This is a genomic window from Nodosilinea sp. FACHB-131 (assembly GCF_014695395.1).
GTDB lineage: Bacteria > Cyanobacteriota > Cyanobacteriia > Phormidesmidales > Phormidesmidaceae > Nodosilinea.
In genome coordinates this window covers 754290-771737 of record NZ_JACJOF010000027.1, presented here as the reverse complement: position 1 = coordinate 771737, position 17448 = coordinate 754290, and the positions used below count along the sequence as shown (strand labels likewise).

Genomic DNA, 17448 nt, shown 5'->3' with positions numbered 1-17448 from the left:
AAACGCAGCGCGTGTGTCGCCTAGTCGGGGCTTTGGTCGCTCAACTCCACCGTCTGTACCAGGTTGCGAGGCAGGGAAATGGATTTTCCTTTTTGGCTGACCACCACGGCCTCATCGTCGCGGCGCACTAACTGGCCCACCCACTGCTTTTTGCCCTTGTGCGCCTCAGTTAGGGCGACTTCGACCATAAACCCCTTAAACACCACAAAGTCGCGATCGGTTTCGAGGGCAGCAGAGACGCCTGGGCTTGATACCTCTAGCACGTAGGCATCGGGAATGATATCGCTGGTATCGAGTACGGCTTCGAGGGCCTGGCTCATTCTTTCGCAGTCATCCAGGCCAGTGTCTTCGTTTTCTAGACTGCGCACGTCGATGCGTAGCACCGGAGGAGACTGGTTGGTGTGAAAAACCGCTTCAACCACTTCTAGCCCTAGCTCTTGGGCAACAGGGGCCACCAGCTCAAGCACCTGGGGAATAAGGGGATGTACCATTTAATCTGCGAAAGAATGCCAATAAAAAAGTGGGCCTCGACCCACCTCCCAAAACATTGCTGCTAAAGGAGCCCAAACCCAGGGGCTTGAGCTTCCCCATTCTAGCGGATTGTGGCGGCATTGAGACAAGCGCAGGCCGCGATTGGCCCAGGGAAGGGGTTGCGGGAGATTTACCCAAATGCTTTTGACGGACGCGGGGATCAAGATTGGGGGATGGATTCTGTCTACTCTGGCAAGCACTGCTCTCCATTGCCGGTAAACGCTAGGGGATAGTCTGAGGTCAGGGGATAGCCCTCTGGCCCAGCCCTAAAACCATAGCCCCGAACTATTTCATAGGTTTGCAGCACCTGGCCAAACCGACGCACTTCTAGGGTTGCTGGCGGGTCTACGCGATCGAACATGGCCAAGTGAGTGGGGCAAATTGGGTGCCAGGTTTCGCCCAGCAGCACAGCGTCGCGTCCCTCTAGCTTAGGGGCATCGTACCAAAAGTCAAACTGATCGAGCCGGCCTGAGATGGCTAGCACGTGAGGGGTGTTGAGAGCATAGGCCAGGGCCGATGCTGAGCGATAGTCGGTGGTGAGTAGCAGGGGATCGTCGAGATCGTCGGCTTGGGTCGTTACGGCTTGGGCAACCTGGGGCCAGCCAAAAAGCGCGGCACCATCGGGATCCGCTGAGCCAAAGAACGTTCCCAGGGGGATGACGGTGTAGTAGGCGACTAGAGCTGTGGCGGCAAATAGACCCAGGCCTTGGGCGATCGCCAGCTGCCCAGCCCGGGCTGGCTTTGACCATTCGGGTCGATAAAACTGCTCGCTCAGCAGCGGAAACAGCAGCGGATAGGCCAAGATGTTCCAATAAAACAGCGCGACTGACACGGTGGACAGGGCTGTAAAAGCCGCAGTGGAAAGACCAAAAATCCACAGCGCCAAAGCTGGGTAGCAGGAGGCACGGGCCATGGCCGTCTGCCCCCGCTGCCTGAGCAGTCGAATGATGCTCCAGGACTGAATGGGGCCAAGAATCACACCACACAGGGCCAAAAACACCACGGGCTGAAGCAGGTTGAAGTTTAGCCCACCCCCGGCGGTGCGATCGCGGTAAAACCGAAACGAAAAGAAGTCGTGCTGAACATTCCAGATCAAAATTGGCGAGAGCACCAGCAAGAGTAAGCCCAGGGCCAGGTAGAGGCGGCGATCGCGCAGCACTTGCCAGCGTCGCCTATCCGCCAAAATCATCGCTAGAAACCCCAGCCCCACAAACACCGCGTTGTACTTACACAGCCCCGCTAGGCCGAGAAAAATGGCGGCACCGTAGAGATCCCGCCCGCTGCTTTGGTTGGAATTTTCAACTACGCTATCCACGTAGCGGACGAATAGAAAGCTGCTGACCACCGCCCAGGTCACCAGCCAGTGGTCGTGCCAGGCCAGCCCCAAATACCAAAAAAATAAGGGCGACGACAACCCCAGCAGGATGACTAGCCAGAAGCGATCCCTGGATTGATCGCCATAGAGGTAGCGACAGATGTGGTAGACCGTGAATCCTAACACCCCGCTGCTGACTAGGTTAGGCAGGCGTAGAACAACCGCAGAGCGCCCTAGCCCTGCGGCAAACACCCCCTGCACCCAAGCGTGAAAGGGCGGGTGGTCGTAGTACGAAAAGCTCGGTCGTTGCCCCCACAGCCAGTAGTAAGCTTCGTCGGGATTAGGGAAGGCTGTCAGCCAAAACACCACCCGCAGGGCCAAAAACCCCAGCAAAACCCAGCGTCCCCAAGCCCACACCGGAGACTGAAAGAAAGCCCAGCGCTTACTCATCAAGGGATTCTAGGGCGCTGGTGTCGATGTCGTCTAGCTCGGGAATGTCGCCAATGTCGAGGGTGCTGGGGTCTTCCCCAACCAGTTCAGCCTCAGCGTCGGAGGAGAGTAGCACGGTAGGCAAACCCGCTCCCCGCAGACCTTGAAGAATGTGCCCCGGCGTTTCAGGAAACACCACAAACAGGGGAAGGGTCTTGTCGGTGCCGTCGCTAAGCAGGTGCTCATAGCGCTGGGGCAGCAGCCACTCGTAGCCGCGATCGACCAAAATCTGCGTGTGCCGCCAGCGCATCAGCAAGTCTGAGAAATCCTCTTGGGGGCGGTGAATGTAGACAAAAATCTCAACCCCGGTCTTAATCTTCCACTCGGGATCGCACATCAGCAGAGCAACATCGCAGGGCAGTGTCACCACCGAACCGGGGGCAATGCTTTGGCTGTGGGGATTGAGGTGCACCCCGTCCCGGACGCGCACGTTCGGCAGCGGCAGCGTAATTACACTCTCATCAGGGCGTCGCATGCTGGGCACGGCCTCGAGGTAGGGACGATGGTGCTTGAGCAACTCCAAGGCCCCTTCGTGGTCGGTACAGACCGAGAGCAGCGTTTCGTACTGAATAGGTTTAATCGCCATGCTGCCTACAGAGAACTACGGGTTAGGGTCAGTATGCCCTGCATTTTATCCAAACCGGGCGAGCGACATGGCAGGCTACTCGAACGCATACCCGCAGTAGCCGGTTCTAAACAGCCGCAAAGAACCTCACAACCAAGACATCGGCTTTCTGTCGCATTAGCCTTGGCCACTAGCCTCGGGCTGAGCTGGTTTTAGAGTCTAAGGGGCCACGGGTAACCCCGAGCTTACTTTGCAGGTGTAGGGTACGCCAAAGCTGGCTACCGCTGATGTCTCCTCTCAAAAGCTGACGGTATTGAGCGATCGCCCTCTCCACCTGCTCCGGGCTTTCATCCAAAAATTCCAGCCGAAAGTGCCCCGCCCCCGCCTGCATGAGTCGCTGGGCGTACTCCGCCCCGGTCTGGGCGACGCCGTTGAACACCGTATTGCGGCAGCCCGCGTCGGCCAGCAGAAGGTGCTCAGTGCCAACCCTATCACGCAGTTTGACCTGCTGACTCTCACAGGGGCGACCACAATCACGAAAGTCTTTGCCATCGGACAGAAAGGCGCAGAAGACACAGTGCTCCATGTGAAACATGGGCATGTGCTGGTGCAGGGTAATTTCAAACCAGGCGGCTGGGGCAGATTGCAGCAAATCTACTAGCTGATCCGCATTCAGATCGTAGGAGGCCGTCACTCGCTCCAGCCCATAGCGGTTCAGCAGATAGTCTGCTGTGAGCGCGTTGGCCACGTTTAGCGAAAAATCCCCTACACAGCGCTGGTCGGCGAAATGGGCCAAGTGGTCGTAGTTGCGCACCAGGTAGCCGTCAGCTTCAGACCGCTTTACCTGATCGAGAATGTAGGTTTCTAGCGGCTTGGTAATTCGGGGCGGAGCTACCCAAATGGTCTGGGACTCGCTAACTCGATGGGACCGGAACCACTGTACGGCGTCGCGGTAGGTGGCAGGGTTTTCGAACTCGCAGTAGAGGGTTTCAATGCCGGCCTCGGTTGCGGCAGCAAGCTGAGCACGGGTGCGGACAAGGGTGGAGAGATGTGGGTGAGGTAATGGGGAGAAGCGATCGCCTAATGGCTTGAGGTCATTCGGGAGCAGATTGGACAGGGAGACATTGGAGTTGAGGTACCAAGGCTTCGGGCGTAAGCGCAGCTCCTCCAACCCTTCCACCAGCTCTCGCCGCAGCCGGTTTAGCTCGCTGACGGGGATCATCACATTCCCCTGGAGATGATTGCTCAGGGATTCGAGATGGAACGGGGTGTTGCCCAGACGGCCTAACTGCTGCTCTAGGCGGTCGCCCGTCAGCGGCTTTGAATGAGCTTCTACTAAGGCCATAGTGGAAGTTGTCTGGGCGATGTGGCCCTGGCTGTCGCGAGCGATCGCCACCAGCTCCTGCCCCACCGCACCATGTACCTCAATGGTGATGGGTCGCGTGAATTTGGGGCGATCGCCGCTATAGGTCTGCTGGAGCTCTTTATCTAAGGCTGGATCGCTGGTTTTCCACAGCTTGTCGCCGGGGCGGATGCGGCGCAGATTGAGCGCGTCGCGGCCAAACATGAGCCGGGTTTCTGGGCCAACCTTATCAACCTGATAGATGCGGCCGCCCTGCTCTTTTTCGGCGGGGTGGCCGTCGTCAAACACCACGCCATCCCCAGCTTTAATCGGAGCCTGGGTTTTCAAAAACACAGCATCTTCGGTGACGCGGGTGACCTCGCCTAGATAGACCCCGCGCTTTTTACCAAAGCGGGCGTGGACGAGGGTTTGGTTGTCGATGCCCTCAAACCAGCCGGTGGAGAGGCCGCGGGAGAAGGCCATTTCGAGCTGGTAGCGATCCGTTGGGGAGGAGTGGGTGGGTGGATGGGTAGGAGGGTGGATGGGTGGATGGGTGGATGATCCCGTAGTTTGGGTCAGCCCTGCGGCCCCAGCTCCCGCCGCCAACCTATCCAGCGCTTGGCGGTAGACGCGGGTGACGTTGGCGACGTATTCGGGCGCTTTGAGGCGGCCTTCAATTTTGAGGCAGCTGACGCCGGTTTGCACCAGCTTGGGCAAGACATCCAAGCCAGAGAGGTCTTGGGGACTGAGCAGGTAGGCGCGATCGCCCAAATCTACCCGTTCCCCATCGGCAACCAGATCGTAGGGCATGCGGCAGGCCTGGGCACATTCGCCCCGGTTGGCCGACCTGCCGCCCAGAGCTTCGCTGGTGAGGCACTGGCCCGAGTAGGCCACGCACAAAGCCCCATGCACGAAGACCTCTAGGGGCAGGGCAATGTTGCGATCGCCCATCTGCGCCTGAATTTTGGTCAGGTCTTTAATCGAGCACTCCCGCGCCAGCACCACCAGCTGACAGTCGAGATCGCGGGCAAACTCGACCCCAGCGACACTAGTTACCGTCATCTGCGTCGAGCCATGGATAGGGAAATCGGGTGAAAGATGGCGGATTAGGCGACAAACCCCAATGTCCTGAACGATTGCAGCATCGACCCCAGCCGCGATCATCGTTTTGAGATATTGCGCGGCCTCTGCTAGCTCTGAGGGAAATACCAGCGTATTCAGTGTGACGTAGCCCTTCACCCCGCGTCGATGGAGAAAGGCCATCAGTTCAGGTAAATCGGCTTCGGTAAAATTTTCGGCTCGCATGCGGGCGTTGAAGCGATCGAGGCCAAAGTAAATGGCATCGGCCCCGTTTTCGACCGCTGCTTTGGCACAGCCCCAGTTGCCCGCCGGAGCCAACAGCTCCGGCAAAGGAGGCGACGCGACTGGTTCATTAGAACTGGGGGCGGGGTCGAGGGCAGGCATGGGTTTGGGCTCGCAGAGCTAAATAGTGGCCCCCAAAAGACGGCCAGCGACACCATTCTATTCTTACAAATTCCAGACGATTGCAAGCTTGGCAAAGCTAGGGATTGCCGCAGGGGCGATCGCACAATTGTTTTGAGGCCATTACACAGAGCAATAAATATTTGGTGATGATCCCGCTGGTTCCTACAATGGGGAAACTAACTACTGGTTGCAAAACCCTGGAGAAATCTATGAGTCGTCCGATAATCCTCGGCATTGTGGGTGACAGCGCGGCGGGTAAGACCACACTGTCGCGGGGCATTGCGCAGATTTTAGGCGAAGACGACGTTACTATCATCTGCACGGACGACTACCATCGCTACGATCGCAAACAGCGCAAAGAAATGGGCATTTCAGCCCTGCACCCCGACTGCAACTATATCGACATCATTCAGCAGCACCTGGGTTTGCTGCGCACTGGGCAGCCTATTCTCAAGCCCATCTACAACCACACTAGCGGCGAGTTTGACGCCCCTGAATACATTGAGCCTAAGCGCTTTGTCATCGTCGAAGGCCTGCTCGGTTACTCGACCCGCGCCTGTCGCGATGCCTACGACGTTAAAGTCTACCTGGCCCCGCCCGAAGACCTGCGCGCCAACTGGAAAATTAAGCGCGACACCCGCAAGCGCGGCTATACCCCCGAAGAAGTAATGGAGCAAATTCAGGCGCGGGAAGAAGACTCTGAAGCCTTCATTCGTCCCCAGCGCCAGTGGGCGGACGTAGTGGTTAGCTTTTACCCCTCCGATGGTGAGAGCAACGGTGACGAACTACTGCTCAACGTGCGATTGGTAATGCGGCCCACCATTCCCCACCCCGACTTTACTCACCTGCTGGAAGACAAAAACGGCGGCTCCCTGAGCGACGCGGTGCGCATGGGCCTCGATCGCGACATGGGCAAGCCCGTAGACGTGCTCGAAATCGACGGCCACGCTACTGAAAAACCCGTACAAGAGCTAGAGCGTACTCTGTGCAGCGAAGTTCCCTACCTGGGCAAGTTTTGCAGCATTGAGGGCAACACCGATATTGGCAAAGTGGTGGGTACCACAGGCGAAACGCTGCAAAGCTATCCCCTGGCGCTGACCCAGCTGCTGATTACCTACCACATGCTCAAGGCCGCCAAAGTTCCTGAGTAGGGGCGAACTGCCTTTTGCCCTTCCCAAACTTTTTGAGCACAGCAGGGGCGATCGCCCTAAAAAAGCCGACGGCTCCGCAGAGGCGGAGCCGTCGGCTTTTTTGTCTCTGTGGCCTACTGTTGCGACAGCGATTCGCCCTGCGACAGTTCACCCAGCATCATTTGAATGAAATTAGCGGCCACCTCCGCCGACTGGTCGTGGGTGGCAAACACGATCGCCAGGCTGTTGGTGTCTCCAGCGCCGTAGCAGAGCACCCGAAAGGAGCCATCTTCAAAGTAGCCAGTGCGGTCAATGCCGCCCTGGTCAGACTCAACTCCCAGGGTGTCGATCAGCTGATCGGCTCGCGTCAGACAGCCAGCCACATCGGTGTCGAGCAGTTGGTCGCCGCTGGCGATTTCAGGGCGAGCGTTGGCGGGCTGAATTAGAGCGGCTAAGCCCAAGCCGGTGAGGGCGATCGCATATAGATGCCGTTTCATAGGAATTAAAACTAGGGTTAAGTACAACTGCCGCCCCGCCTAAGGGTGCCTCGCCATCTGCGCTGGTGGCAAAGGATTGTTTCACGGCCTGATCAGTTAATACAGGTTGCCCCCCAGCTTTCCGGATGCCACAAAGCAAAAAAGCGCCGGAGCTAGTAGCTCCGGCGCTTGGGGTGTTGAGGAGTGAACGATTAATAGTTAATGTAGGGGCTTGGTATGTCACCGAGGTAGCTGAGGTATGACAACCCTGTGACATTTTTCGCTCCCCTTTTTTGACACCATGGTCTAGGCTAATCTTTCCAGAGTCTTCTGGCCTTGCCCATTATCCTGTCTCTGCTGCCTCCGTGACCCAGCCCGACGCCCTGCGCAGTCTACTCAACGCCGTTTCTCAGGGGCAGCTCAGCCCCGATGCCGCCTTTGACCAGCTCAAATACCTCGATTTTGAGCCGGTCGACGACTTCGCTAAGGTCGACCATCACCGCACCCTACGCACCGGCTTTCCAGAAGTTATTTGGGGGCCAGGCAAAACCCCTCACCAGATTGTGCAGATCATGCACAGCCTGCATCAGCACAATCCGGTGGTCATGGCCACCCGCATCGAACCTGAAGTTTTTGCCCAGGTGCAGCAGCAAATTCCGGCGGCGCGGTACTACGACATGGCCCGCATTTGCGCCCTAGTGCCCACCGACTGGGCAGCCCAGCACCCCGGCACCATTGGCGTGCTGACAGCAGGCACCGCCGACCTGCCCGTAGCCGAAGAGGCTGCCATTACCGCCGAACTGAGCGGGTTTACGGTCAAGCGCCTGTGGGATGTCGGAGTAGCCGGGCTACACCGCCTGCTGCACCACCGCCACTTGATCCGTGACATGGATGTGCTGATTGTTGTAGCGGGCATGGAGGGCGCACTCCCTAGCGTTGTGGCGGGCCTAGCCGATTGCCCCATCATTGCGGTGCCCACCAGCATTGGCTACGGAGCCAGCTTTAATGGCCTCTCGGCCCTGCTCACCATGCTCAACTCATGTGCAGCGGGCATTGGCGTTGTCAACATCGACAATGGCTTTGGCAGCGCGGTGCTGGCCGGGCAAATTTTGCGCACTGGGGCGCGGTTGGGAGGTAAGGGGGTAGATGGGTAGGGGGTGGATGAGTGGAAGGTTGTGAGTTCAACCTTCAGCCATCAACTCAAAACTTAAAACTGAGCATTCACAACTCTCTCGCCTACTAGCGCAGGTCGGAGGGCATGGCGGCGGGTTTAACGTCGATGGTTTGGTCCCGGCCATCGCGGTGAATATCAAGCTTGAGGGTATCGCCAATTTTGGTAGCTTCTACCCGAGCCTGCACATCGGGCGGGCTGTCGACAGGGTCGCCCGCAATGGCGCGGATGACATCCCCTATTTTCAAACCAGCGGTTTGAGCTGGGCTATCAGGCAGCACCCCGACAATGAGAACGCCGGGCTCATCGTCATTATCAATTTTGAGATTGAGCTGCTCTTCCTCGTTGAGGCGATCGACCATCTCGGCGGAGAGTTCAACCATTTGAATGCCGAGGAATGGGTGCAGCACTTCACCGTTGGCAAAGAGCTGATCGGCGATCCGTTTGGCGGTTTCGATGGGAATGGCAAACCCCAAACCCTGAGCATTAGCGCGAATGGCGGTGTTCATGCCGATCACCTCGCCCCGGTCATTCAGCAGGGGACCGCCGGAGTTGCCGGGGTTGATGGCGGCGTCGGTCTGAATAAACTGCACCCGCTTATCGGGAATGCCCACCTGGTTGCTGCTGCGCCCTAGGGCACTGATGATGCCGGCGGTGACGGTGTTGTCGAGACCGAGGGGATTACCGATGGCGATCGCCCATTGCCCCGGGGCCAAGTCTTGAGTGCTGCCGATTTGCACGGTAGGCAGGTCAGCAGCTTCAATTTTGACGACCGCCACGTCGGTCACCGAGTCAACTCCAACTACCTTTCCCTCGAAGTCACGCCCATCGCGTAGGGTCACCTGCACCGTTTTGGCGCCCTCAACCACGTGGGCATTGGTCAAAATTTGGCCATTGCCAGTGAGAATGAACCCTGATCCAGTTCCCTGCTCTAGGCGATCGGGCAGCTCAGCCGGAGGCATTTCTTGCTCGTCAAAGAAGCGGCGAAAGAAGGGGTTGTTAAAGGCATCGGGGGAAATTTCGGGCACGGTGCGCTCGGCGTCAATCCGCACTACCGCTGGCCCCACCTGCTCTACCGCTAGAGCAATGAAGTTTTGGTTTTCCCCCATTGGGTCGGTGATTCGGGAGTTGGGGGCCGCCTGGGCTACGGTCGTCAACGAAGTCTTGACCGCTGGAGGAGGTTCCGTCTCAGCCTGCTCTGCTACGGTCGCACTCGCCTGGCTGACGTAGTAATGACCAGCCCAACCTGCACCACCCCCTACGGCCAGAGCCACTGCCACCAACGCGAGCTGCTGAGAAAACTGCTTTGGTAACGAGTCCATGCTGAATGCCCTCTGCTACTGTGCCTGGTGTGCCTTACCGGGTGCGCCGGATTGGCTTTGCGATCGCGACTGCGAGCAACCCCGCAATCACCTGATGCCGCCGATGATTTTACTGATCTGGCTTTAACTGATCTGGCTCTACTCTACCGAATATTCTGCGGAGCAAATAATTTCCGGATGGGGTTGTTTGCGGCTAGAAAAACCCAGGTATGCCCCCTGAGCAATCGGGGTTGTCCTGCCTATTATAGAGGCTGTACTCCTTAGGGTTGATTGGTTCACCAGGGGAGCCCCAATCAAAGTTGGCTAAGTCGCTAAGTTTTTATGATGTTTTACGATTTGCTTCAGCATTGGGCCACCCGCCGGTTGAGCGCTGTTAGCACTACCGAGCGATTGGGGCAGTTCAAAGGCTTAGTTTGGCTGCTTAGTCTAGCCATTACCCTACCGCTGGGGGGGCTGGCTACGCCCGGCGCGATCGCCCAGACCGGCCCAACTGCTTGCTCCCAACCCGCCCTGTCGCGCTTAACCCGTCACCGCGTGGCCCAGGGCGAAACGCTAGCCGCCATTGCCCAGCGCTACAGTCTCTTACCGGCCACTATCATGGGGCTCAACCCTGCCGTTCAGGGGGGTGCCGTCAGCCCCGGGCAAGAGCTGATCATTCCGCCCTTCAACGGCATTCGGGTCAGCGTGGCCCCAGGCCAAACCTGGCGGCAAGTCGCCCAGACCTATAACAGCCGACCCGATGTGCTGTTTGAGGTAAATGGCTGTGTGAGCACTGTCCCGACCGCCATTTTTGTGCCGGGAGTGAACTGGTTTCCAGGGGTTTCAACAACCACAGCGACCCCCGTCGCTGCCCCGGCCACACCACTTCAGGGCTATCCCCTGCCTCAGCGATCGCAGGTAATTGTCAACTACGGCTGGCAGCCCGATCCGGCCCAGGGCAAGCTGGTGTTTAACACTGGGGTCGCCCTGGCTAGCGCAGCTAGCACCCCGGCACTGGCAGTAGGAGCAGGCACCGTAGCCTTTGCTGGCACAGACGCCACCTACGGCAACCTGGTGGTCATCAACCATGCCCAGGGGCTGCAAACCCGCTATGCCAACCTGGCAGCGCTGAACGTGCGCGCTGGGCAGACGGTGCGCCAGGGCGATCGCCTGGGGGCGATCGCTACCGCAGAGGGCGACGATGACGCGTTCCTATTCTTTGAGGTGCGGCTCAACTCCACCGCAGGTTGGGTTGCCCAGGACCCCCAAGACTACGTGCCCGCCATGGTGTTGCGCTAGAAAACTGACTGGTTTGGACAGGCTCGGGCGGTCGCATGACGCCAAGCCCACCCAAACTCTAGCGCCCACTGGCAAGAGCACCTACAATTGGCCTTAAGGGTGCACGGCAACGCTGGAGGTTTGTGCACCGATGGCCTCAGGTAACCTAATGGCACAGCATTTTTCTGGGCAGCCGCCCCATTCCCCCCAACCGTTTTCTGAAGCCCGCGACCCCGCTGTCACGTCGGGGCTGTTTTGGACTAGGCTGCTGACCTATCGGCCCCTGTTTTTGCTGGGTGGGCTTTGGTTAACCCTGGTGTGCGTGTCTGCGATTGCCTACCACGGCCTCATGTTCAACGAACCCATAGAAGAAGTCGCTCCTGAAGCGCCCCTAACGGTTTTGCCAGTTCCAGCCGACGATGCCGCCTCTGCCCCAGAAATTGCGCCTGTGCAGGAGGCTTCGTCCCAGTCTGGGGTTGCCCTTTGGGGCCTGCTGAGCCTGGTGGGGCTGTGTGCCTTTGGCTCCTTTGTGCTCACCCAGCAGATCAAGGCCTCATCTCGGGCCACCAAGCGCAAAAAAGCTCGTCCGCGCCCGGTTGCCAAAGCACCTGCGCCGTTGCAGCCACCCCATCCCAAGCGTTTGGCTCCCTACTCGCCCCAGCGCGATGGACTCGTAGCCCCCGGCGTCAGACTTGTGGAAACACCTGTGGTTAAGCCACATAGCTCAGCACCGGTGCCAGCCCAACCAAGGGTTGGCACGGTGCCTCAGTTTAGGGCGGTGCCTCAGCCAGGGCGATTCCCCTCCAGGGAGGCTGCCCCATCGCCCCGGCCCCCGGCTCCCAAAGTTGCGCCTGTGCCGACCGCCACTCCAGCCGTAGTGCCCCCCGAGGCAGACCTACCCCTCGATTGGTCTGAGGGCAGCGTGGCCCACGCTCTAGATATGCGGCAGCGGCGACCGCTGTCGTCCTTAATGTAGGCATTGTTGATCTTGGAGCTTTGAGTCAGCTTCCGGTTATCTACCACCCCGACTATGTGGTCCCTCTGCCCGACGGGCATCGCTTTCCGATGCCCAAGTTTCGGCTGCTGCGCGATCGCCTGCTGCACGACGGCGTGATCACCCCCGCCCAGATCTACCAGCCCGGCGAACCGCCCCAGACCTGGCTGGAGCTAGTGCACCAGTCTGCCTACGTCAACGCCTACCGCCAGGGCACGCTGGATGCCAAAGCCCAGCGGCGCATTGGCTTGCCCTGGAGCACCGCCCTGGTCAAGCGCACCTGCACGGCGGTGGGGGGAACCATTCTCACCGCCAAGCTGGCTCTGGAGCACGGGCTGGCCTGCAATACGGCGGGGGGCACCCACCACGCTTTTCCCGACTACGGCTCGGGGTTTTGCATTTTTAACGATCTGGCGATCGCCACCCGCGTGCTGCAAGCGCAGGGCCGCGTCAGTCGCGTGCTGATCCTCGACTTAGATGTGCACCAGGGCGACGGCACCGCCTGGATCTTCCGCGACGACGCCAGCGTTTTCACCTTCTCCATGCACTGCCAGGAGAACTTTCCGGCCCGCAAGCAGAGCAGCGATTTGGATGTGCCCTTGGCCCTGGGCATGGAAGATGACGCCTACCTAGACTGCCTGGCGCGGCACGTTCCAGAGCTGCTAGCCCAGGTGAAACCTGATCTGGTGTTTTACGATGCCGGGGCCGACCCCCACAAAGACGACCTGCTGGGCAAGCTGGCGCTGACCAACACCGGAATTTACCGGCGCGATCGCTACGTGCTCGACAGCTGTGTGCAGGCGGGCTATCCCGTCGCCTGCGTCATCGGTGGTGGCTACGGCCAATCCATGGAGGATCTGATCTTTCGCCACTCGCTGCTGCACCGAGCGGCTGTCGAGGTGTACCAGGCCCACCACCTATAATTGAAACTTTGTAGCGTTGTCAGACCATGGATTGGGCGATCGCCACCTTCTACAAATTTGTCACATTGAGGGAACCAGCGGCGCTGCGCCAGGAGCTTTTGACGCTCTGCCAGGGTTGGGGGCTAAGGGGCACAATTTTGCTGGCGTCAGAAGGGCTGAACGCTACCTTAGCGGGCGATCGCCAGAGCATTGATACCCTGTTGGCCTGGCTGCACAACCACCCCGAAATTGGCCCCTTTCCCCATCAAGAATCCACCACCGCTGCGCCCCCTTTTGAGCGGATGAAGGTGAAGCTCAAGCGGGAAATTGTCACCCTCGGGCGGCCCAATGTGAACCCCGCCCAGCAGGAGGTGGGCACCTACATCGAACCGCAGGCCTGGAACCAGCTCATTACCGACCCTGACGTGGTGCTGATCGACGCCCGCAACAAATTTGAGGTAGAGCTCGGCACCTTTAAGGGCGCGGTGAATCCTCAAACCCGCTCTTTTAGGGAACTGCCGAATTACGTAGAAACCCACCTCGACCCAGCTCAGCACAAAAAAGTGGCGATGTTCTGCACGGGCGGCATCCGCTGCGAAAAAGCCACCGCCTACCTGCTAGACCAGGGCTTCGAGCAGGTCTACCACCTCCAGGGCGGCATTCTCAACTACCTCAAAACAGTACCGACGGCCGACAGCCTGTGGCAGGGCGACTGCTTCGTGTTTGACGAACGGGTGGCCGTTGACCACCGCCTGCAACCCAGCGAGTACGAGCTCTGCTTAGGCTGTGGCCACCCGGTAAGCGCAGCTGAAAAAGCCTCACCCCACTACGAGGCGGGTATCAGCTGCCCTCACTGCTATGCTGCTCTTACCCCCGCAAAACGGGCTCGGCTAGAGGCTCGTCAACGCGATCGCTAGCTCTAAGGAAATCCATGCTGCCCACAGACCAACCGCTTCAGGCCCTGACCTATGGCCCCACCGATGGCACCGCTGACTGGTGCCTGGTGGCTCTCCACGGCTGGGGAGCCAATGCCGCCGATTTGATCGGGTTAGCCCCCTATTTAGAGATAGCCAACTTCTCAATGGTCTTTCCCGACGCGCCCTGGCCCCATCCCCAGGCCCCGGGGGGCCGTATGTGGTACGGCTTTCCCAACGGGTATGATTTTCGCCGTCCCTACGACTTCGAGACCCAGTCCGACCTCCAGACCAGTCGAGAACGGCTCAAACTCTGGCTGTCAATGCTGCCTAAAACCACCCAAATTCCTCTAGAGCGCACTATATTGGCCGGGTTTTCCCAAGGGGGGGCGATGGCGCTAGATGTGGGATCGCAGCTGCCGCTGGCCGGGCAGATTATTCTCAGCGGCTACCTGCACAGCGCCCCCCAGGCTCCAGTGAGCCCCCGCCCGGTAATGATGGTACACGGCACCTTTGATCCGGTGGTGCCGATCGCCAAGGCTCAGCAGGCTAGCGCGGCCCTCACCGCCCTCGGCCAACCCGTAATCTGGCAGGAAATGGCCATGGGGCATGAAATTCCACCTCAGGTAATGGGGCTAATTGCCGGGTTTTGCGAAGATTTGCGGCAGGCCAGCGGGAATCCCTAACCAAACCTTTATCCTGAAGGGAGAGTGAATCGACCCTGGGCTGCACTCGTGCGGCTCTGAGGCAAACGTCACCAAGGGGGAAAAGACTATGCTGAGCCTACATGTTTCGCAGCAGGCCGTCTCAGATATGACACCGGATACGGTGGCTGAGCTGGCCCGTCGCCTTGAGACCGATGCCTACGACAACGCCTTTGAGGGGCTGCAAGACTGGCACTTGCTCCGGGCGATCGCCTTCCAGCGACCCGAGCTGGTAGAATCCTATGTCCATTTGCTCGACCTCGAACCCTACGATGAGTCATAGACCGTCGGCGGCTAAATCCTGTTGAGATACCCCCGAGCCGTAGGGGCAAACGACCGTTTGCCCCTACGGCAGTGTCGTTCTTAAAATTGAGATGACTGGCGTCGGGTTTGGGATGGCAAGTCGTTCTACAACTGTGGAAACTCCCCGTCGAGTGCTGATAGGCATTAGCGGTGGTATTGCGGCCTACAAGATCTGCTCAGTGATTTCGTCGCTGGCCAAGGCGGGCCTAGCGGTGCGCGTTGTGCTGACCCAGCAGGGGCAGGCCTTCATTCCACCCCTGACGGTGGCCACCCTAGCTCGACACCCTGCCTACACTGACGAGAATTTTTGGCAGGCGACCCAGGGACGGCCGCTGCACATTGACCTGGGCGAATGGGCTGAGCTGCTGGTGATAGCACCACTGAGCGCTAACACTCTGGGCAAGCTGGCCCATGGCTTGGCCGATAATTTGCTGACCAATACCGTGCTGGCCTCGACCTGTCCGGTGCTATTGGCCCCGGCGATGAATACCGACATGTGGCAGCAGCAGGCCGTGCAGCGCAACTGGCACCAGCTGCTTCAAGATCCGCGCTACCACAGTATTGATCCAGGCAGTGGGGTGCTGGCCTGCGATCGCATTGGCACCGGGCGCATGGCCGAGCCGGAAGACATTCTCAGCCACATTCACTCGCTGCTGCACAGCGGCGGGCGGCGCGACCTGAGCGGCAAACATTTGCTAATCAGCACTGGCGGCACCCGCGAGTTTTTAGATCCGGTGCGCTTTATTGGCAACCCGGCCAGCGGCAAAATGGGGGTGGCCCTGGCTCAAGCGGCACTGCATCGCGGCGCGACCGTCACCCTGGTGCACGGCCCCATGGACGAATCCCTTCAAGCTCGTCTGGCGGGAATCCAAACTATCGGCGTAACTACTGCTGAAGAGATGCACCGGGCCATGCTCTCCCATCTATCCTCCGCCAGTTGGGTCGTGATGGCAGCAGCGGTGGCCGATGTAAAACCGGCCACTCAGGCCGCCACCAAGCTTGCCAAGGCCGATCTACCCAATGCGCTCCCCCTGTCCCAGGTGCCCGACATTGCAGCCGATCTATCCCAAAAGCGATCGCCCCACCAGCGGCTGATTGGCTTTGCGGCCCAGACCGGCGACATTATTCTCCCAGCACTGGATAAGCTGCACCGCAAGGGGTTAGATGCGATTGTGGCAAACCCCATTGATGTGGCCGGCAGCGGGTTTGGGGGCGATCGCAACCAGGCCGTCCTGCTCACCAAAGCAGGCGGCAAGCTCACCATCCTCCCGTGCACCAAGTTGGAGATGGCCCACCAAATCTGGAGTGCGTTGCTTGGGGCTGGGTTCTAACAACGCTGAGACCAGTTTATTCAGCCATCGTTAACCCCTTACAATGGGGGCTGTTCTGACTTTGGTGTCGGTATGACCGCTACCTTCTCTCCCAACCTGCTGTCTAGCGTGGTCAATCAGGTGCTCGCCATTAAGCCCCTGTGGAACTTTGCCAAGGGGCGCGCCCGCCACATGATGGTGACGCGGGCCGAAACCATCGGTGTGCCCTGGCGGGAGCGGGTTGAGGCCTTGCAGGGCCGTCGCACAAGGGTTGGTCACCCCGAGGCTGGGCTATCCACGGCTGAAACCGGGGACCTGTCGCCCCTCTGGCAGACCGATCTAGAAGCGGTGCAAAATCCTCACCTTGTCTACCCCGACTACTACACCACCAGCTTTCACGCCTACGACGAAGGCAACCTGGGCTGGCAACCCGCCATGGAGGTTGAGGTAGCGGCCCAGGCAGTGCATGCCAAAATTTGGCCCGAGGCCGGGGCTGCTGGCGACGATCGCCTCCGCCAGAGCTACCACGATGTCCTGGTTGCCCGACTGCCCCAGGCACCAGAGGCCATCGTGGATATTGGCTGCGGGGTCGGCATGAGCACCGAAGCGTTTCAGACCACCTTTCCCCAGGCGCACCTAACCGGAGTAGATTTATCGCCTTACTTTCTCGCCGTGGCCCGGTATCGGCAGCAGGAACGGCAGGCAGCTGGAGAGGTTTCCTCGACTGCAACTCCAATCACGTGGCACCACGCGGCTGGCGAAGCGACCGGACTACCCCCTGCCGCCTATGACCTGGTTTCGATCTGCCTGGTCTTCCACGAGCTACCGCAATCGGCGGCGAAGGCCATTCTGCAGGAGGCACGTCGGTTGCTGCGCCCCAACGGGCACCTGGCAATTATGGATATGAACCCCCGTTCTGAGGCAATTCAAAACCTGCCGCCCTTCGTCTTCACCCTACTCAAAAGCACTGAGCCCTACTTAGATGAGTACTTCAGCCTGGATATGGCGGCGGCCTTTGAGGCGGCAGGGTTTGAGCAGCCTACCGTGACGTTCAACAGCCCACGGCATCGGACATTTATTGGTCAAGCGATTTAGGGAAATAGTGGTTGGGAAGAACCCAGCGATCACACCGGCCCCTGCTGACTTAAGGCTCTAGTGGGCGGCCGCTGATGCGATCGCGACCCAGCCTTGATATCCACCCACTCTGGCAACCCCGTAAAGCTCCAGCTTTCTCATCG

Annotated in this window: 16 protein-coding genes; 10 read left to right on the top strand and 6 right to left on the bottom strand. The window is 59.3% G+C overall.

Features of this window, described 5'->3' with window-relative positions; genetic code table 11:
- Nucleotides 1–20: 20 nt before the first annotated feature.
- From rimP to H6F75_RS19810, 4 genes are all read right to left on the bottom strand, one after another.
- Complete coding sequence (gene rimP / locus H6F75_RS19825; protein ID WP_190754131.1) at nucleotides 21–491, bottom strand: ribosome maturation factor RimP; 471 nt, start codon at nucleotides 489–491, stop codon at nucleotides 21–23.
- A gap of 224 nt (nucleotides 492–715) precedes the next feature.
- Nucleotides 716–2296, bottom strand: coding sequence for a glycosyltransferase family 39 protein (locus tag H6F75_RS19820; RefSeq protein WP_190754130.1), 1581 nt, complete (start codon nucleotides 2294–2296; stop codon nucleotides 716–718).
- On the bottom strand, nucleotides 2289–2921 hold the full coding sequence (locus H6F75_RS19815; protein WP_190754129.1) for a hypothetical protein: 633 nt from the start codon (nucleotides 2919–2921) through the stop codon (nucleotides 2289–2291). Before H6F75_RS19815 ends, H6F75_RS19820 begins: the two co-directional genes overlap by 8 nt.
- A gap of 169 nt (nucleotides 2922–3090) precedes the next feature.
- Nucleotides 3091–5706, bottom strand: a complete 2616-nt coding sequence (locus tag H6F75_RS19810; protein ID WP_190754128.1) for a U32 family peptidase — start codon at nucleotides 5704–5706, stop codon at nucleotides 3091–3093.
- A 230-nt stretch (nucleotides 5707–5936) separates the two neighbouring features.
- Between H6F75_RS19810 and H6F75_RS19805 the strand changes: the two genes are divergently transcribed.
- Nucleotides 5937–6878 carry a phosphoribulokinase gene (locus H6F75_RS19805; RefSeq protein WP_190754127.1) on the top strand — a complete coding sequence of 314 codons (942 nt, stop codon included), beginning with the start codon at nucleotides 5937–5939 and terminating at the stop codon, nucleotides 6876–6878.
- A 113-nt stretch (nucleotides 6879–6991) separates the two neighbouring features.
- Here the strand turns inward: H6F75_RS19805 and H6F75_RS19800 are convergent, their stop codons facing one another.
- A complete protein-coding gene (locus tag H6F75_RS19800; RefSeq protein WP_190754126.1) occupies nucleotides 6992–7354 on the bottom strand; it encodes a hypothetical protein in 363 nt (120 codons plus the stop codon).
- Between the two features lie 344 nt (nucleotides 7355–7698).
- Between H6F75_RS19800 and larB the strand changes: the two genes are divergently transcribed.
- Nucleotides 7699–8487, top strand: a complete 789-nt coding sequence (gene larB, locus H6F75_RS19795; RefSeq protein WP_190754125.1) for a nickel pincer cofactor biosynthesis protein LarB — start codon at nucleotides 7699–7701, stop codon at nucleotides 8485–8487.
- An 85-nt stretch (nucleotides 8488–8572) separates the two neighbouring features.
- Here larB and H6F75_RS19790 read toward each other — a convergent pair whose 3' ends face one another.
- On the bottom strand, nucleotides 8573–9826 hold the full coding sequence (locus H6F75_RS19790) for an HhoA/HhoB/HtrA family serine endopeptidase (RefSeq protein WP_190754124.1): 1254 nt from the start codon (nucleotides 9824–9826) through the stop codon (nucleotides 8573–8575).
- Nucleotides 9827–10147: 321 nt separating this feature from the next.
- Between H6F75_RS19790 and H6F75_RS19785 the strand changes: the two genes are divergently transcribed.
- From H6F75_RS19785 to H6F75_RS19750, 8 genes are all read left to right on the top strand, one after another.
- Nucleotides 10148–11104, top strand: a complete 957-nt coding sequence (locus H6F75_RS19785; protein ID WP_242020158.1) for a M23 family metallopeptidase — start codon at nucleotides 10148–10150, stop codon at nucleotides 11102–11104.
- Between the two features lie 148 nt (nucleotides 11105–11252).
- On the top strand, nucleotides 11253–12059 hold the full coding sequence (locus H6F75_RS19780; RefSeq protein WP_190754123.1) for a hypothetical protein: 807 nt from the start codon (nucleotides 11253–11255) through the stop codon (nucleotides 12057–12059).
- 89 nt (nucleotides 12060–12148) lie between these two features.
- The gene (locus H6F75_RS19775; RefSeq protein ID WP_190754207.1) at nucleotides 12149–13000 is read left to right on the top strand and encodes a histone deacetylase; all 852 of its coding nucleotides are present in this window, start codon (nucleotides 12149–12151) and stop codon (nucleotides 12998–13000) included.
- A gap of 26 nt (nucleotides 13001–13026) precedes the next feature.
- Entirely contained in the window at nucleotides 13027–13896 is an 870-nt protein-coding gene (locus tag H6F75_RS19770; RefSeq protein WP_190754122.1) for a rhodanese-related sulfurtransferase, read from the top strand.
- Nucleotides 13897–13910: 14 nt separating this feature from the next.
- Nucleotides 13911–14579, top strand: a complete 669-nt coding sequence (locus H6F75_RS19765) for an esterase (RefSeq protein ID WP_190754121.1) — start codon at nucleotides 13911–13913, stop codon at nucleotides 14577–14579.
- An 88-nt stretch (nucleotides 14580–14667) separates the two neighbouring features.
- A complete protein-coding gene (locus H6F75_RS19760; RefSeq protein ID WP_190625890.1) occupies nucleotides 14668–14880 on the top strand; it encodes a DUF2555 domain-containing protein in 213 nt (70 codons plus the stop codon).
- A gap of 112 nt (nucleotides 14881–14992) precedes the next feature.
- Nucleotides 14993–16231: a bifunctional phosphopantothenoylcysteine decarboxylase/phosphopantothenate--cysteine ligase CoaBC gene (coaBC, locus tag H6F75_RS19755; RefSeq protein WP_190754120.1), complete on the top strand. Its 1239-nt coding sequence runs from the start codon at nucleotides 14993–14995 to the stop codon at nucleotides 16229–16231.
- 72 nt (nucleotides 16232–16303) lie between these two features.
- Nucleotides 16304–17305, top strand: coding sequence for a class I SAM-dependent methyltransferase (locus H6F75_RS19750; protein ID WP_190754119.1), 1002 nt, complete (start codon nucleotides 16304–16306; stop codon nucleotides 17303–17305).
- Nucleotides 17306–17448 lie beyond the last annotated feature (143 nt).

Excerpts from the sequence above, each read along its gene's own strand:
- rimP (WP_190754131.1), bottom strand. The coding sequence starts at position 491 with ATGGTACATCCCCTTATTCCCCAGGTGCTTGAGCTGGTGGCCCCTGTT.
- H6F75_RS19820 (WP_190754130.1), bottom strand. The coding sequence starts at position 2,296 with ATGAGTAAGCGCTGGGCTTTCTTTCAGTCTCCGGTGTGGGCTTGGGGA.
- H6F75_RS19815 (WP_190754129.1), bottom strand. The coding sequence starts at position 2,921 with ATGGCGATTAAACCTATTCAGTACGAAACGCTGCTCTCGGTCTGTACC.
- H6F75_RS19810 (WP_190754128.1), bottom strand. The coding sequence starts at position 5,706 with ATGCCTGCCCTCGACCCCGCCCCCAGTTCTAATGAACCAGTCGCGTCG.
- H6F75_RS19805 (WP_190754127.1), top strand. The coding sequence starts at position 5,937 with ATGAGTCGTCCGATAATCCTCGGCATTGTGGGTGACAGCGCGGCGGGT.
- H6F75_RS19800 (WP_190754126.1), bottom strand. The coding sequence starts at position 7,354 with ATGAAACGGCATCTATATGCGATCGCCCTCACCGGCTTGGGCTTAGCC.
- H6F75_RS19790 (WP_190754124.1), bottom strand. The coding sequence starts at position 9,826 with ATGGACTCGTTACCAAAGCAGTTTTCTCAGCAGCTCGCGTTGGTGGCA.
- H6F75_RS19785 (WP_242020158.1), top strand. The coding sequence starts at position 10,148 with ATGATGTTTTACGATTTGCTTCAGCATTGGGCCACCCGCCGGTTGAGC.
- H6F75_RS19780 (WP_190754123.1), top strand. The coding sequence starts at position 11,253 with ATGGCACAGCATTTTTCTGGGCAGCCGCCCCATTCCCCCCAACCGTTT.
- H6F75_RS19775 (WP_190754207.1), top strand. The coding sequence starts at position 12,149 with ATGCCCAAGTTTCGGCTGCTGCGCGATCGCCTGCTGCACGACGGCGTG.
- H6F75_RS19770 (WP_190754122.1), top strand. The coding sequence starts at position 13,027 with ATGGATTGGGCGATCGCCACCTTCTACAAATTTGTCACATTGAGGGAA.
- H6F75_RS19765 (WP_190754121.1), top strand. The coding sequence starts at position 13,911 with ATGCTGCCCACAGACCAACCGCTTCAGGCCCTGACCTATGGCCCCACC.
- H6F75_RS19760 (WP_190625890.1), top strand. The coding sequence starts at position 14,668 with ATGCTGAGCCTACATGTTTCGCAGCAGGCCGTCTCAGATATGACACCG.
- coaBC (WP_190754120.1), top strand. The coding sequence starts at position 14,993 with ATGGCAAGTCGTTCTACAACTGTGGAAACTCCCCGTCGAGTGCTGATA.
- H6F75_RS19750 (WP_190754119.1), top strand. The coding sequence starts at position 16,304 with ATGACCGCTACCTTCTCTCCCAACCTGCTGTCTAGCGTGGTCAATCAG.